Below are 16,982 nucleotides of genomic sequence, written 5' to 3' on the forward strand. Positions count from 1 at the left end.
CAGTACCGGTTATTTTATTTAGTCTATTTTTATCTTTTTACCCAACAGATTTTTCTTGTGTAGCTTCAGCTTCTTTTTCAGGTTGAACAACTTCGTAATTTTGTTCAGCGTACAACTTCAAACCCGTTCCTGCAGGGATAGGTTGGCCTACTATGACGTTTTCTTTTAATCCTTTCAACCTATCTACTTTACCTTCTATAGCTGCCTCTGTTAGTATTTGTACAGTTTGCTGGAATGAAGCAGCTGAAAGCCATCCTTCCCTTTCTAAAGAAGCCTTTGTGATTCTTAACAACCTACGTTCGAATTTTATCGTATCTTTAGGATTTATAAGATATTTTTTGGATGTACCTACTAAATGAGTTTTCCCATCTTCAGTTGTGATCTCTTTATATTCTTCGTAGACTTCAATCTCTTTAATGTTTGTTTCGATAATTTGATTTAAAATTTCTTGGGTGATCTCTGTTCCTTGTTCAAAGATCTTATCTTCTTCCTCTTCTTCATCCTCGGCAGGAATTATAACCCTCTTTGCCAACTTTTTACCAACAACTAATTCTCTGTTTTCTGTTATATAGGAGTTTTCTTCCAATATTTCCTCGTTAATTTTCTGCACTTTACCATAACTTACCAAATCTCCCGGCATGAAGTCTGTATCTCCACCGTCTATAATCTCTACTTTGTTGATCATCTGTCTAATTATTATTTCAAAGTGTTTATCATGAATGTCCACACCTTGTTCAGCGTATATTTTCTTTATTTCACTCAGCAAATAATTTGCCAAAGCGCTTACTCCTAATTCTTTGAGTATTTTTCTAGGTTTTATATTTCCCGTTGTTAACCTTTGACCCGGTAATACTTTATCTCCTTCTTCTACAACAGCTTTTGTTCTATAGTCAGCTTCATAACTTTCCAATTCACCATCTGAATTTTCTATTATTATCTTTAATCTTCTTCCTCTTTTGTTTTCAGTATCTCGCTCGATAGCTCTTACTATACCTTTTATCTTCGAGAACTCCCCTTCAGGCCCTTTTGTCTTTTTTCTTGCTTCAAACAATTCTTCGGCTCTGGGTAGACCTTGGGTTATATCCGAAGTGGTAGCTATACCTCCCGTATGGAAGGTCCTCATGGTTAATTGCGTTCCTGGTTCACCTATAGATTGTGCAGCAATTATCCCTACAGCTTCCCCTATGTTGACTAATTTGTAGTTCGAAAGGTCCATTCCATAACATTTTGCACAAAGACCATTTTCAGACTCACAAGTAAGAGGTGATCTAATGAAAATAGATGGTCTAACAGTAACCGTTTTTATTCCGTGTTTTTCGAGGACTTTGGAAACCTTTAAGTCTATTCTTTCTTGATATTTAAGCAAAGTCACAGTCTTTCCATCAATTTCAACTTTAAGATCTTCTCCGGAGTAAACATAATCTACTGCATTATATTCTTTAACATTCAAAGTTTGTATCCCGTGTAAGAATGCTTCTTCTATGGCTTCTTCTGTGATTTCTTCACCTTTTTTGATTAATACCTTACCTTCTACTTGTACGTCTTCTAATGATTCTAAGTATGAATCTTTTGGCATATCTTCAATTTTTATCGTTTTTTCCTTCGATACAGGAATCTCTTTTACATAATTTGCCAAGAATTGTGCATCTTTTTCTTTTAAGATTATTCCTTTTTCATATTTTTTATCTGCTTCGGGATTATAAATTACTTCCTTTGTTTCCGGATCCAAAACATCTTTAGCTAAAACTCTACCAAATAAGAAGTCTGATAGGTTTTCAATTTTTGAATCGTCAGCCCAAAGTTCTCTTGCCTCAATACCTTTATCTGTTCCACAATCATCTTCTGTGATTGTTATGCTTTGTGCAACATCTACGAGTCTTCTAGTTAAATAACCTGCTGTTGATGTTCTTAAAGCTGTATCAGCTGACCCTTTTCTCGAACCATGTGTTGAGGTGAAAAATTCTAATTCTGATAATCCATTCTTAAAGTTTGAAGTGATAGGAACTTCGATTATTTTACCCGATGGATCAGCCATTAATCCTCTCATACCGGCTAATTGTTTCAATTGATCTATATTACCTCTAGCTCCAGATTCGATCATCATCCAAATTGGATTGAATGTGTGTTTTCGATATGTATTCGCTGTTTCTACTGTAACTTTGGCGGTGGCGTTTTCCCAAATCTTAATGATTTCTTTGTATCTTTCATTATCCGTCAAATAACCTTCTTCATAGAGTGATTCGATTTTGAGAACTTCTTCCTTAGATTCTTCTATTAATTCTTCCCTCTTTGGGGAAACTAATACATCACGTATAGAAATAGTTAACCCGGATAATGTTGAATAATGAAAACCAAAATCTTTAATACTATCTAAAAGATCCGCGGTTCTATCTATTCCATGTTTTTCAAAAGTGTTAAATATCAGCTCTTTTAGATTCTTTTTGTCCATCTTTTGTGCGTAATTTCTTAGGTCTTCAGGCACTTCTTTGTTAAAAATTATTTTTCCGATAGTCGTTTTAAGGATACTACCATCTTTATATCTAAATGCAACTGGTTCATGAAGGGGTAAATTAGACTTTTTCCATATCAATTCCCCATCTTGAAGATATATATCTGAATCTACTATTTTTAAGTATTCGTAAGCGTATGTAGCTTCTAAATCTTCAGAGAATATGTGTCTTACATATCCATTCTCTCCCAATTCAGAAACTTTGGTAGGTACCTTTAGATTTTCGAACTTCTCATCTTCATGCATGGTTAAATAATATGCACCAGCAATTATATCTTTTCCTGGCATAGACAATGGTTTGCCGTTCGCAGGCGAGATAATATTATATCTTGATAACATTAGAAATTTTGACTCTGCTTGGGCTATATTGGAAAGGGGAATATGTATCGCCATTTGATCACCGTCAAAATCAGCATTAAACGGCGGACAAACTAACGGATGCAACCTTATTGCGTTTCCTTCTATTAGTTTTGGAATGAAAGCTTGAATAGATACCCTGTGCAGAGTAGGTGCCCTATTTAAGAGAACAGGATGCCCTTTTATAACCTCTTCCAAAACTTCCCAAGCCTCAGGCATTTCCTTTTCTATTATAGTTTTTTTGAATTTTCTGGCGCTTTTACTTGCCACGTTTGAATCTCTTAACAGCTCTGCAAGAACGAAAGGTTTAAATAGTTCTAAGGCCATTTTTTTTGGTAATCCACATTCATGAATCTTAAGATCAGGTCCAACAGCGATTACAGCTCTACCAGAGTAATCAACCCTTTTACCCAAAAGATTTCTTCTAAATCTTCCTTTTTTACCTTTCAACAAATCTGTGAGTGATCTTAATGGTCTTCTATTTCTATCGGTCATTGGTTTACCAACACGACCATTGTAGAAAAGTGAATCTACAGCTTGTTGAAGTATCCTTTTTTCGTTTCTTACGATAATTTCCGGTGCTTCCATTTCTAACAACTTTCTTAAACGGTTGTTTCTATTTATTACCTTTCTATATAAGTCGTTTAAATCTGTTGCGGCAAACCTTCCACCCTCAATTTGTATCAAAGGTCTCAGATCGGGTGGTATAACGGGTATGATATTTGAAATTAGCCATTCAGGTTGATTACCAGATTTGATAAAATCCTTAACTAGTTTCAGTCTTCTTAATATTTTTACACTCTTTTGACTTTTTCTATCCAATTTTTCTAATTCGGATTCTAATCGTGCTTTTAATACTTCAAGATCAATCCTTTTCAACAGTTTTTGAATGGCTTCAGCACCATAACCATTTTCGAATTTTTCATATCTATTTATTTGAAATATCTTTTCTGTCCCGTCTTCTTCCTTTGCAACTAAATCTTTTACCCCAAATTCTTGAAGCTCGTTTAATACATCTTGGGTAATCTTTGTACCTTTTTCAAATTTCTTTTCAGGAAACTCAATTTCCGATACCAATTCTTTGTCAATTACGCTTTCTCTTTCTTCTTTAATCTTTGAGTTTAGTATCTTCATTACTTCTTCATAGGCTCTTGCTTCATCTTCCAGTAAGATATCTCCTATTTTTTTCCCTATTCTCTTTGCAAATCTTTTATCTATGTCTGTGATAACCACAATTGGTGTATCCCGCTCAATATCTCTTTCGACTTCTATGGAACCAGGATAATATTCTAAGAATAAAGAATATTCCTGCTGAGTAAGATAATCTTCTTCGAACAAAAATCTATCTGCTAAAGGCGTTCCTTTCTCAACTTCTTGTCCATTCTCCACCATTATTGATGAACCTTCAAAGACAGGATATTTTCTTTCAACTCCCGTATCATCTCTGATTATTATCCAGTTCAATTCTCTTTCGGTTTGTGTTAATTCAGATTTTATTTCTACCTTCCCACTTATATCGGCTATGGGCATACCTTTAACTGATACTATTTTTACTGCTGGTTCTACCCTTAAATCTAAATATTCAGCGTATATTTCATACTCTCTTTGATACAATATTTCCCCAGGTAAATATCCCAAATTTTCATTTTCAGGGCCGGGAAGGGTTAAATAAGCTCTTTCAATAACTCTTTTTGACCCATAGTAAATGATATTTTCTAAATCTTTCACACCAATGTTTAGTAAGATAGAAAGAATAGATGGAGAAGACTTTAAATACCAAATGTGAGAAATAGGTGTGGCCAATTCTATATGACCTATCTTTCTTCTCCGAGCTTCTTTGGATTCAACCTTTACGCCACATCTTTCACATACTGTTCCTTCATACTTTTTCCCCTTATACTTGCCACAAGCACATTCATAATCTTTTACAGGACCAAATATTTTTTCGCAGAATAAACCGTCTTTTTCAGGTTTCCCTGTTCTGTGATTTAAAGTTTCGGGTTTTTTAACTTCACCATTCGATGCTTCCAATATACTTTGGGGAGAAGCTATACCTATTTTTATTTTAGCAATCTTTCTTTGAAAGGAAGAAACATTTGCCAATTGAAATCCCTCCTTGAGGGTAAATTTTTATTTTACTCTCCGTCAACGTTGAAACTTAGATTCATTTTATTAATTAGAGTCTATCGACGTCTAATTCGTTTCCATCTTCATCGTAAAGCTTTATATCTAACATTAGTCCTTGTAATTCTTTTGTTAAAACTTTAAAACTTTCAGGAATCCCTGGTTCGGGAAGATTTTCCCCTTTTAATATCGCTTTGTAAACTTCATTTCTACCTTTAATATCATCGGATTTATAGGTTAACATTTCGTTGAGGGTATGAGCAGCTCCATGAGCCTCAAGAGCCCATACCTCCATTTCTCCAAATCTTTGTCCACCAAAATGAGCTTTACCACCTAATGGTTGTTGATGAATTAAAGAGTATGGACCGGTTGATCTTGCATGGATTTTATCTTTTGCTATATGGGATAATTTCAACATATACATGGAACCTACCGAGACTGGAAAATCGAAAGGCTCACCTGTTCGACCATCTCTAAGAACAATTTTCCCGTTAGGATGATCAGTATCATCGCCTAAATATAAATCGTGTTCTTTTCTTACTTTAGATAACTCATCCATGATTTCAGATTCAGTTGCTCCATCAAAAATTGGTGTAGCATAATAGTCGTTTGTTAACATCGAAAGCCATCCTAAGTGAAGTTCCAAAACTTGTCCAATATTCATCCTTGAAGGAACTCCTAAAGGTGAAAGTAACATTTGTAAAGGTGTTCCATCTGGTAGAAATGGCATGTCTTCTTTATTCAAAATGGTCGAAATTACTCCTTTGTTCCCATGTCTACCTGCTAATTTATCTCCAACTTGTAGTGTCTTTTTTGTTGCTACGAAAACTTTGACGTATTTATTTACACCAATTTCCAAAGAAGGAATATCCTTACGATCGAAAATTTGAACGTCTATGACCCTTCCTTCTATTCCGTGAGGAACCGTTAAAGATGTATCTTTAATGTCTCTACCCTTATCCCCAAACACCGATTTAATGAGCTTTTCTTCGGGAGTGGTATCTGATTCCCCTCTCGGAGTTACTTTTCCTACTAGGATATCTCCAGAAGATACGTAAGAACCAATTTTAACTATTCCCTCTTCATCCAAATTTCTTAAAAGTTCTTTTTTAACATTTGGAATATCTGAAGTTATTTCTTCTGGACCTAACTGAGTATCCATAGCTTTTGTTTCAAAAACTTCTATATGTATCGATGTAAAAGTATCATTTTCTAACAATTCTTGACTAACTACCATGGCGTCTTCAAAATTGTATCCTTCCCATGGAAGAAATCCAATGAAAACATTACGCCCAAGAGCCAACTCTCCCATGTCCATGGATGGACCATCCGCTATGGGTTCCCCTTTTTCTACAATATCTCCAACGTTAACAATAGGAACCTGGTTTATACACATATCTTGATTAGATCTAACATATTTTAATAAAGTGTATTCATCTTTTAAGGGTTCACCATTGGCATCTTTTAGGATATTATTCTCTTCATCCAATCTAATAATTACAATCTTTCTTCCATCTACATAATCAACCATACCTTTATGATTTGCCATAATCAAATAACCCGAGTCTCTTGCCGCTAGCCATTCTACTCCTGTACCTACATAAGGAGCTTGAGGCCTAAGAAGAGGAACGGCCTGCCTTTGCATATTTGACCCCATTAAAGCTCTGTTTGCATCATCATGCTCTAAAAATGGAATAAGAGCAGCTGATACAGAGGCTATCTGTTTTGGCGTGACCGATATATATTCAATCTCATCTTTGTGAAATAAACTCACCTTTCCTAAATATCTAGCTTCGACATACTCTTCTATGAAAGAACCATCTTCCCCAATTTCTGCGGAAGCAGGGGCAATTTTATAAAGTTCTTCTTCATCGGCAGTCAAATATACTATATTGTTTAAATCAACTTTTGCATGTTTTACTTTATAATAAGGAGTTTTCAAAAAGCCAAATTCATCAACTTTAGCTAGAATTGCCATAGAAGTAATTAATCCAATATTCGCGCCTTCAGGAGTCTCTATGGGGCACATCCTTCCATAATGAGAATGGTGAACGTCCCTGACCTCAAATTTCGCATGTTCTCTTTTCAAACCTCCAGGACCTATTGCCGATAACCTTCTCTTATGGGTTAGCTCAGCTAAAGGATTAACTTGATCTAAGAATTGTGATAATTGACTAGATGCAAAAAATTGATGAAAAGCAGTCATTATTGCCCTTGAATTTATCAGGGTTTGAGGACTTATTTTGTTAATCGATTGAACGCCTGCAACTTTTTCTGGAGCATGCTGAATCATTTTAGAAAAAGCTCTTTCAAATTCAATTTGCATAAGTTCTCCAACCGATCTCACTCTCTTGTTGCCCAGATGGTCTCTTGTATCAAGCCCTTCAATATTTTCTTTAACATTCAGTAAATACCTTGCGGATAAGATGATGTCTAACTTATCAACCGCAAAGGTTTTAACTGGATATTTTATTTTATCTTCCATATCTTCAGAAATGTCCTTTTTTTCAACCTCTCGTAGATAATCAATATAAGCCTTTCTCAATTTCACCTGAATTTTCTGTCTTCCAATCTGAGAAAAATCGAATTTTTCAGGATTGAAGTACATATCTTCTATTTCATCTTTAGCCTTTTGAGCTCTAGGAATTTCTGTAGGTTTTAATTTTGAAAAAATTTCTTTGTAAGCTTCCATAGAAGTTAAACTTTCTTCTTTTTCGTATCTTTTTTTCATCTTCTCCAACGTTATTTCTGCGACTAAATGTGCCACTGTTACAGTTTTAATTTCATATTTTTTCAACAATTCCAATACTTCATGAAGCTTCATGCCGTATATTGTTCTTCTTGGGGGATCCATATTATCTAATTCTTTAAACGATAAATCCGACAATACAGTACAATTACTATAATTTGACAGTTCAACTTCATCTTCTAAATCAATTTCTTTTGGAAATAATCGTAATATATCCAAATCATTTTCGTATCCCAATGCCCTTAAAAAAAGAAAAAAATTGAATTTTCTTTTTCTGTCTATTCTAACTTGAAGAACCTCTTTACCTGGATTAGGATTGTAAAGTATCTCCAACCAAGCACCTTTTATCGGTAAAAAGTGTGCTATAAACATTTCTTTAGAAGTATCTGTCTCTTCTTCTTTTATGAAATACACTCCAGGAGATCTAACGAGTTGGTTAACTATTACCCTTTCTGCCCCATTGACAATAAATATACCTCTATCAGTCATATAAGGTATGTTACACAAAAATATGTCATCTTTTTCGATCATTTCACCTGTTGCTGAATCCGTTATTCTAACTTTTAAATAAGCTTTACCTGCGTACGTTAAGCCTTTGTCTCTACATTCACTCTCGCTAAAAGAAGGGTCTTCAAACTTTATATCTACAAAATCAATCAAAAACTCTTTGTTTTTCTTGCCACTTGTTTTAACAGGTATCTTTATGGGCATATATCTTTTTATGCTTTCCATAACCTTGTTATTTAAAAAATCCCTAAAAGAATCTTTTTGAATTTTCACTAAATCCTCATATATTTCAAATTTTTCTGGAACTTTCCCAAAAAACTTTCTTTCTCTTTTCCCCATTTCTCGCGTGACCGTATTCATAGGAACCACCTCGGCATTTAGTCAAAATAATATTGGTTAAAAACAAGTAAAAAATCGCATTAGACAAAATGTCCAATGCGAGTTCAATTATAACTTTTTTGCATGAAGAAAAGGTTAAAAAAAGGCTTCAACTTAATTTCAAATTCGACTTATTTTAATTCTACTTCGGCTCCTGCTTCTTCAAGCTTTTTCTTAATTTCTTCGGCTTCTTCCTTTGGAACAGCTTCTTTTATAACTGCGTCTGGAGTTCCGGCTTTTTCTACGAGATCTTTAGCTTCTTTTAATCCTAAATTTGTGATTTCTCTTACTACTTTTATTACACCGATCTTTTTGTCTCCAAAACTTTTTAAGACAACATCAAAATCCGTTTTTTCCTCTTCTTGCTGTGCTGGTGAAGCGCCTGCTGCGCCTGGTACTGCCGCCATTACGGGAGCTGCTGCAGAAACTCCAAATTCATCCTCGAGCGCTTTTACTAATTCAGCCAGTTCTCCCACGGTCATATTTTTAATTTCGTTGATAAGTTCCTCTTTTGTCATTTTCCTACACCTCCAAACTTATTTTTTCTCCTTAATAGCGTTAAACACATACACTAGTTTTCTTAAATTATCAGTTAAAGCGTTTACCAAACCAGAAATAGGATTATTAAGAGACCTAACAATAGTAGCGTAAAGTTCCTGTTTTGACGGTAGTTTGGCATACTCTTCTGCTTGGACTGCATCAAAAATCTTTCCTTCCAAAATTCCACCTTTAATAAAAGGTTTATTACTATGAGAATCGGAAAATTTCTTTACTACTTTTAACACTTCAATGGGATCTGCTTCTTCAGCGTGTATAACTCCTGTACTACCTTCAAAAAATTTTTCAAAGTCCTCTAATTCCTTACCAGCTAATTTGACAGCTGTTTTTAACAAAGAAGTTCGATAGACGGTGTAAACTACGTCCTTTCCAAAGTTTTTATACAGTTCTATTCTGAAGTCGCTAGTTTCTGCCACTGACATCCCAGTAAAATCAATAAATAAAATAATAGGGGAAGACTCCAAGGAACCAATAAAGTTGTCTATTAAAGACTTTTTGCGTTCTTTAGTTAACAAAAAAAACACCTCCTTAAATAAAAAAGCCGCAACAGGCAGCGGCTACAAGGAACAATAATTATTCCTTTATCCGCGTACCTCGGTAGGCGAGTTTTCGCCTCTTTAACCTATTAAAGACCTACTTTCTTTGGCACGCAATATATTGTTACTTTTTAATTAAATTAAAATCCTTTAAGTTAGGCAACTGTTGCTAAAGATAATGAGTTTAAATCGATATTGATACCTGGTCCCATCGTTGCAGCTATCACAGCTTTTCTAATAAATTTTCCCTTAGAATTTTCTGGTTTCATCTTCATTAACTGCTCAAAAGCGGAAATTAAGTTTTCTTTTAAATCATCTTTGTCGAAAGAAACCTTACCGATAGGAACATGTATGTTTCCCGTTCTGTCATTTCTAACTTCCACTTTACCAGCTTTAAATTCTTTAACAGCTTGAGCTACGTCATCGGTTACCGTTCCCGCTTTTGGAGAAGGCATAAGACCTCTTGGACCTAATACTTTACCAAGCCTTCCTATCTTCCTCATTATGTCGGGAGTAGCTATTGCTACATCAAAATCAGTCCAACCTTCGTTGTTTATTCTCTCTATTAAATCATCCGAACCAACAAAATCAGCCCCTGCTTGCTTAGCCTGCTCAGCTTTTTCTCCCTCTGCAAAAACTAAAACTCTCACATTTTTACCCGTTCCTTTTGGTAATGAAATTGTACCTCTAACGTTTTGATCTCCCTTTTTAGGATCTATTCCCAAAAGCACATGAAGCTCTACAGTACCATCGAATTTTGTGTAAGAAGTCTTTTTTACTAAATCCAAGGCTTCATCGATATCATAATTTTTTTGTTTATCAACAAGTTTTATCGCTTCTTTATACTTTTTTCCATGTTTTGGCATAAACTTCTCCTCCCTTCTTAATCTTCAATTTCTATTCCCATGCTTCTTGCTGTACCAGCAATAATCTTCGTTGCTGCATCCAAATCCATAGCGTTAAGATCTTGCATCTTGGTTTCAGCAATCTCACGAAGTTGTTTCCTCTTTATCTTGCCGACAACTTCCTTGCCTGGTTCCTTAGCGCCAGATTTAAGGCCAACAGCCTTTTTTATCAAAAAAGAAGCGGGAGGAGTTTTTACTATAAACGTGAAGGACCTATCTTCAAAAACAGATATTTCTACTGGCAACAATGTCCCTGCTTGATCTGCAGTTGCTGCATTGAACTTCTTACAAAATTCCATCAAATTTACTCCATATTGTCCCAGTGCTGGCCCTACAGGTGGAGCAGGTGTCGCTTTTCCAGCTTCCAATTGCAATTTTACAACCCTCAAAAGTTTTTTTGCCATACACTTGTAACCTCCTTGTGGTAAATTGGGAAAATCCCTCCCACATTTTATTTATTAATCAATAATCTTTTCAATTTCTCCTAAAGATAATGTTACTGTAGTTTCACGTCCAAACATGGTAACTACAACTTGTACTTCTTGTTTTTCCAGATCATAATCTTTAATTTTACCTGTAAAATATTCAAAAGGACCATTTATGATCTTTACATGTTCTCCTAGTTCGAAATCGGTTCTGATCTCTTTAACTTGCCTTTTTTGATAAGCTTCCTCACCCATTAATCTAAGAACAACTCTAATCTCATTTTTATTCAATTTTACAGGTTTTCCACCTATGTTTAAAATAGTAGATACGTACGGTAAATTGCTAACTAATTCTTCAGTTTCTTTAGTATACATCATTTCAACAAAAACATAACCTGGAAATAAATTCTTCTTTTTTGTTTTTATAATTTTTATCTCTTTGTGAAAAGGAGTCTCTCTAATATCTATTCTTCCAGAAAACTTCGCCTTATACTCTTTAGGCTCACATAGTTTATCACCTATTCGAACGTTACTTCCAACCTTAAATCTCTCATGGATAAAGGTTTCACGAGGTAATAAATAGATATCCTTTTCTTTCGATTCATTTTCAATGACTACTCTTTTAACTTTTTCAACAGAGACAATCTCACCATCAACATCACTCTTATATTCAAGATTCTTACTAAATGGTGTATCTGCTCGTACTTTTTTCCCAGCCTTTAATCCCGCTAATAAACCAGCACTCTCTGGTATCAAAAAAGTCTTTGAATATTTTTTCCCTTCTGTCTCAACAAGGATTTTTCGAAAATTTTTTATATCTACTATCTTTCCAGCTGTTTTTGCGAATATTTCTGGTTCTCTTGCTAAAATGTCTCCCTTCTTTACATCATTACCTTTTTTAACGAATATTTGAGCTTCTTTTTCGATATAGATTTTCTGCACTCTTTTATTACTATAATTTAATTCATCAACTTCGGGTATTATTATTTTACCAAAATACTTTTCATACCCTAAATTTTTTATTCTCTCTTCGAGAGTTTCTTTAACTTTATTTTCCATCCCTGAATAAACTTGTAGTACATACCATTCTTTTCGCATCTTATATTATTCTCACCACGTCTCTGTCAACAATTTATGTGTCTCAAATCAAATAATTATTGAGTAGGTACCCCGCTTCCTCTCAAGAAAACCGGATAAACCAACCATGAAAATAGCTGTAAAAGCCCAAAATCAACCGCAAAAAGATAAACAGCAAAGATTGCTATAACAATTAACACAACCAAAGTAGAATTAAGCAACTCTTTTCTTGTAGGCCAATTAATTTTCTTCGCTTCTTGCCAAACGGAAGTCAAAAAAATCCAAAATTTAGACATTTATAAACACTCCCATATAGTTATGAAAAATACACAATTAAATTTTTGATTCCACATGAAGAGTATGTTTTCTACAATGGGGACAGTACTTTTTTAATTCGATTTTTTCTTTGTAATTCCTATTTTTCTTTTTATAGTAGTTTCTATTATTACATTCTGTGCATTTCAAAGAAAACTTTATAATTTGAGATTTAGCAGCCAATGTTATCACCTCTTTCGGGATAAATTAATAAATAATATAAATGGTGGTGAGGGAAGGATTCGAACCTTCGAAGGCAATCTGCCAGCGGATTTACAGTCCGCCCCCTTTGGCCACTCGGGCACCTCACCATAATAAGGTTATCCAAGAAATAGTGGAGCCGATGAAGGGACTTGAACCCCCAACCTGCTGATTACAAGTCAGCCGCTCTGCCAGTTGAGCTACATCGGCAACTCATTATTTACCAACTGAAGTTGATTATATCAAACCACAAAAACGTTGTCAATGGATTTTAAGTTAAAAATATATTAAATTGTACTTTAACTTGATAACCTATCGTTGTCAAAAAATCCAATAACAAAGAATTTATCTTTACATATTTTGTTTTTAACAATATTCATGGTAAAATAATAGTGAAACGAGAATACAAAGGACAGTAAATAATAACATTTCTATATACAGCGACGCGAACTTATCGGTAGTTTTTGTTGCTTAGGTGTACGGTAAAGGAGGAGAGTAGACATGTTTGATAATTTTACAGAAAGAGCTGCAAAAGTTTTTATTGAAGCTCAAAATGAAGCAAAACAGATGGGACACCCCTATGTTGGAACAGAACACATTTTATTGGGACTCTTGAAAGTTGGAGGAGGTCATTTAGATACCGTATTTGAGGAATTTAATTTGTACTATAATTCTATAAAGATGGAAATAACCAATGTTGTTGGTACGAATTCAACCCAGGGAATAATAGGATCTCCACAACCTACCCCAAGAGCTAAAAGAATATTAGAGTTGGCATATGATGAATCTGAACTCATGGGGTTTGGTAAGATAGACGCCGAACATCTTCTTTTAGGCATCTGTAGAGAAGCAGAAGGAATAGCTTCTCATATATTGAAGCGTTCCGGAATAAATCTAACTTTGATGAGAAAAGAACTAACGGAAATGATGATTAAGGGTAGATCAACCGGACGAATGGAGATTGCTAAAACCGAAGAGTCAGAAGAAAGAAAACGTCAAAAGCAAAATGCACTTAAGCAACTTGAAGAATATGGAACTGATTTAACCGCACAAGCTGAGAATCGTAAATTGGATCCTATAATAGGAAGAGAAATAGAAATAAACCGTATAATGGAAATATTGGCGAGAAGAAAAAAGAATAATCCTGTTTTGATAGGTGAGGCAGGTGTAGGTAAAAGTGCGATAGTTGAAGGCTTGGCACAAAGAATCGTTGAAGGCCAAGTGCCAGAGATATTAAAAAATAAAACTATTTTTTCTTTGGATATTACCTCAATAGTAGCTGGAACAAAATATCGAGGCGAGTTCGAAAAAAGAATGAAAAAATTGATGCAAATATTGCAAAAAACTGAAGATATTATTCTTTTTATCGACGAATTACATATGATTGTAGAAGCTGGAGCTGCTGAGGGGTCTTCCATGGATGCTGCAAACGTATTAAAACCAGCCTTAGCAAGCGGAGAAATTACTGTAATTGGTTCCACCACGGCAAGTGAATACAGAAAATTTATTGAAAAGGATCCCGCTCTTGAAAGACGTTTCCAAAAGATATATGTAACTGAACCTACTATTGAAGAGACTATAAATATCTTGTCAGGCATAAAATCCAAATACGAGGAACATCATAAAGTTAAATATCAACATTCTGCAATTCAGTCAGCTGTACAGCTTTCGGCAAGGTATATTACAGATAGACACCTGCCAGACAAAGCAATAGATGTTATAGATGAAGCTGGCGCTAAAGCACGTTTAAGCGCTCTAACGCTTCCAAATAAATTAAAAATTCAATCTGAAAAGATTGTAGATTTTGAAAGTAAAAGAAACGATCCCAATTCTAAAGAAAACCTTGAAGAAAAACTAACAAAGATGAAAGAAAAGTACGAAGAGGAATATTCAAAATGGAGAGCTGAAGCTGAAAATAGAATAATTCAAATAAATGAAGAAGATATAGCTGAAATAATATCCAATTGGACAGGTGTCCCATTGAGACAACTCCGTCTCGAAGAGATGGAAAAGTTATTAAATTTGGAAGCGGTATTACACGAACGAGTGGTTGGACAGGATGAAGCTATAAAATCAGTTGCAAAGGCTATAAGGAGGGCACGAAGTGGATTAAAAGATCCACAAAGACCTACAGGCGTATTCATGTTTTTAGGGCCAACCGGTGTTGGAAAAACTGAGCTAGCTAAGACTTTAGCAGCCTATCTCTTTGGAAACGAAACACATTTAGTAAGAATTGATATGAGTGAATACATGGAAAAATTCAGCGTCTCAAGGCTTGTGGGTGCTCCTCCAGGATATGTTGGCTACGATGAAGGCGGTCAATTGACGGAAATTGTAAGAAGAAGACCTTATTCCGTAATTTTGCTGGACGAAATAGAAAAAGCACATACAGATGTATACAATATTTTGTTACAAATAATGGATGAAGGAAGATTAACAGATTCTCAAGGAAGAACGGTTGACTTTAGAAACACAATAATTATTATGACCTCTAACCTTGGTTCTGAACAGATCAACAAAACTAAGAGAAGTTTGGGTTTTGTAGAAGAAGGCACGATGGAAAGTGAATACAAAGACATAAAACAAGAAGTAATGTCCGCAGTGAAGAAAGCATTCAAACCAGAGTTCATAAACAGATTAGACGATGTTATTGTATTTCACCCGCTTACTAAAAATCAACTTAAAGATATTATATCCATTCAACTAAGCGACCTAAAAAGTAGATTAGAAGAAAGAAATCTTACATTATCGGTCAAAGAAAGTGCTATCAATTTCTTATTGGAAAAAGGTTATGATTCTGTTTTTGGAGCAAGACCTTTGAAAAGGGCTATACAAAGATATATTGAAGATCCTTTGTCCGAAGAATTATTAAAAGGAAAATATGAAGAAGGAGATAAAATATTAGTAACTCACAAAAAATCTAAAGAAAGTCTTTCTTTTAGAAAAAGTCCGAAAAACAAGAAACAAATGGAGAAGAAAGTGGTCAATAGTTGAGAAAATCTCAAAAACACTACGTATGCAGTAATTGCGGTTATGAATCCGATAAATGGTTTGCAAAATGTCCTATGTGTAATGAATTAGAATCCGCGGTAGAATATAATACCGCGGATGTTTCTATTGATACTGGACACCTTAAAGTTCCAGATATAGTTTTTCTTGATCAAGAGCTTCCCCCAGCAAAAAAGATCCCTACTAATTTTCAAGAAATTGACAATGTGTTAAACGGTGGATTGGTGGAAGGTGCTGTCTATTTGTTGAGTGGAGACCCGGGTATTGGAAAAAGCACCTTATTGGCACAAATCGCAAAGTCTATTCAGACACCTGAAGGATTCATCTTCTACGTTTCAGGTGAAGAATCGACAGAACAAGTCGTTCAAAGATTCAATCGGTTGGAAATAAAAAATAAAAATATAGGATTAATATTCGAAAATAATGTGGATGTTATACTTAATGCTATGGAAAAGTCTAATATGATACCTTCCGTTATTTTCATAGATTCTGTTCAAACCTTAAAAATAGACAGTATTGATTCTTCACCTGGTAGTATTCTCCAAGTTAGAGAAAGCACGAGAAAAATGGTGGAATACGCTAAAAAAATGAATATTCCTATAGTTCTGGTAGGTCATGTAAACAAAGAAGGAGCTATTGCTGGTCCAAAAGTGTTAGAACACATGGTAGATTGTGTTCTTCAAATGGAATTGGAAGGTGGATCTGGACTAAGGCTTTTAAAAGTGACTAAAAATCGGTACGGCCCCACAGATGAAGTTATTTTATTTGAAATAACCCAAAAAGGTTTAAAACCAATAGATAATATAAATTCTTTTTTCTTGTCTGATTATTCGAATGAGTCAGGAAACACTTTAACTATAGTAAAAGTTGGTCAAAAATTACTTCCAATAGAGATACAAGCTTTAGTCAGTAACCCTGTATACGGATCACCTAGAAGGGTTACTTCGGGTATACCTTTAGATAGACTTTTAATGATAATTGCAGTACTTTCCAAGAAGTTGAAGCTCCCATTGGAAAGTAAAGATATATTTGTTAGTAGTGCAGGAGGACTAAGGATCAATGACAGTTCAATGGATGTTGCCATAGCTTTATCTTTAATCTCCTCGATATTCGATACCCCGCTTTCTTCTTCGACGATAGCCTTTGGAGAAATAGGTTTAGATGGGAGAATAAGAGGTATTCCTCTTTTAGAGAAAAGATTGGAGCTTTCACAAAAAATTGGTTTTAATAATATAGTTATTCCAAAAAATTTTTCCCCTAGAAAAAACTCTATTGTAGTTGCAGAAAGTGTAAAAGATTTGATAAAATTATTCAAAAAAGGGGGATGAAATT

11 protein-coding genes, 2 tRNA genes and 1 other annotated feature are annotated in these 16,982 nt (G+C 34.7%); of the genes, 2 read left to right on the forward strand and 11 right to left on the reverse strand.

Features of this window, described 5'->3' with window-relative positions:
* Window positions 1–37: 37 nt before the first annotated feature.
* The 11 genes from X927_RS01095 to X927_RS01145 form a co-directional block, all read right to left on the reverse strand.
* Window positions 38–4,969 (reverse strand): DNA-directed RNA polymerase subunit beta', encoded by a 4,932-nt coding sequence (locus X927_RS01095; RefSeq protein WP_103076278.1) that lies wholly within the window; start codon window positions 4,967–4,969, stop codon window positions 38–40.
* 73 nt (window positions 4,970–5,042) lie between these two features.
* Window positions 5,043–8,606 (reverse strand): DNA-directed RNA polymerase subunit beta, encoded by a 3,564-nt coding sequence (rpoB, locus tag X927_RS01100; protein ID WP_103076279.1) that lies wholly within the window; start codon window positions 8,604–8,606, stop codon window positions 5,043–5,045.
* Window positions 8,607–8,755: 149 nt separating this feature from the next.
* Window positions 8,756–9,142 carry a 50S ribosomal protein L7/L12 gene (gene rplL / locus X927_RS01105; RefSeq protein ID WP_103076280.1) on the reverse strand — a complete coding sequence of 129 codons (387 nt, stop codon included), beginning with the start codon at window positions 9,140–9,142 and terminating at the stop codon, window positions 8,756–8,758.
* Window positions 9,143–9,160: 18 nt separating this feature from the next.
* Window positions 9,161–9,706, reverse strand: a complete 546-nt coding sequence (gene rplJ, locus X927_RS01110; RefSeq protein WP_245855438.1) for a 50S ribosomal protein L10 — start codon at window positions 9,704–9,706, stop codon at window positions 9,161–9,163.
* 1 nt (window position 9,707) lies between these two features.
* Window positions 9,708–9,846 (reverse strand) — a sequence feature (ribosomal protein L10 leader region).
* Window positions 9,847–9,873: 27 nt separating this feature from the next.
* On the reverse strand, window positions 9,874–10,584 hold the full coding sequence (gene rplA / locus X927_RS01115) for a 50S ribosomal protein L1 (RefSeq protein WP_103076282.1): 711 nt from the start codon (window positions 10,582–10,584) through the stop codon (window positions 9,874–9,876).
* Window positions 10,585–10,601: 17 nt separating this feature from the next.
* The gene (rplK, locus tag X927_RS01120; protein WP_103076283.1) at window positions 10,602–11,027 is read right to left on the reverse strand and encodes a 50S ribosomal protein L11; all 426 of its coding nucleotides are present in this window, start codon (window positions 11,025–11,027) and stop codon (window positions 10,602–10,604) included.
* A gap of 54 nt (window positions 11,028–11,081) precedes the next feature.
* The gene (locus X927_RS01125; protein ID WP_103076284.1) at window positions 11,082–12,146 is read right to left on the reverse strand and encodes a transcription termination/antitermination NusG family protein; all 1,065 of its coding nucleotides are present in this window, start codon (window positions 12,144–12,146) and stop codon (window positions 11,082–11,084) included.
* Between the two features lie 56 nt (window positions 12,147–12,202).
* Complete coding sequence (gene secE, locus X927_RS01130; protein ID WP_012208210.1) at window positions 12,203–12,421, reverse strand: preprotein translocase subunit SecE; 219 nt, start codon at window positions 12,419–12,421, stop codon at window positions 12,203–12,205.
* A gap of 37 nt (window positions 12,422–12,458) precedes the next feature.
* Window positions 12,459–12,623 carry a 50S ribosomal protein L33 gene (gene rpmG / locus X927_RS01135; protein WP_103076285.1) on the reverse strand — a complete coding sequence of 55 codons (165 nt, stop codon included), beginning with the start codon at window positions 12,621–12,623 and terminating at the stop codon, window positions 12,459–12,461.
* A 41-nt stretch (window positions 12,624–12,664) separates the two neighbouring features.
* Window positions 12,665–12,751, reverse strand: a tRNA-Tyr gene (locus X927_RS01140).
* A gap of 24 nt (window positions 12,752–12,775) precedes the next feature.
* A tRNA-Thr gene (locus X927_RS01145) sits at window positions 12,776–12,851 on the reverse strand.
* Window positions 12,852–13,142: 291 nt separating this feature from the next.
* Here X927_RS01145 and X927_RS01150 point away from each other — a divergent pair.
* Both X927_RS01150 and radA read left to right on the forward strand, forming a co-directional pair.
* Entirely contained in the window at window positions 13,143–15,635 is a 2,493-nt protein-coding gene (locus tag X927_RS01150) for an ATP-dependent Clp protease ATP-binding subunit (RefSeq protein WP_103076286.1), read from the forward strand.
* Complete coding sequence (radA, locus tag X927_RS01155; RefSeq protein WP_103076287.1) at window positions 15,632–16,978, forward strand: DNA repair protein RadA; 1,347 nt, start codon at window positions 15,632–15,634, stop codon at window positions 16,976–16,978. Before X927_RS01150 ends, radA begins: the two co-directional genes overlap by 4 nt.
* Window positions 16,979–16,982: the final 4 nt, after the last annotated feature.

This window comes from Petrotoga mexicana DSM 14811 (genome assembly GCF_002895565.1).
GTDB classification, from domain to species: domain Bacteria; phylum Thermotogota; class Thermotogae; order Petrotogales; family Petrotogaceae; genus Petrotoga; species Petrotoga mexicana.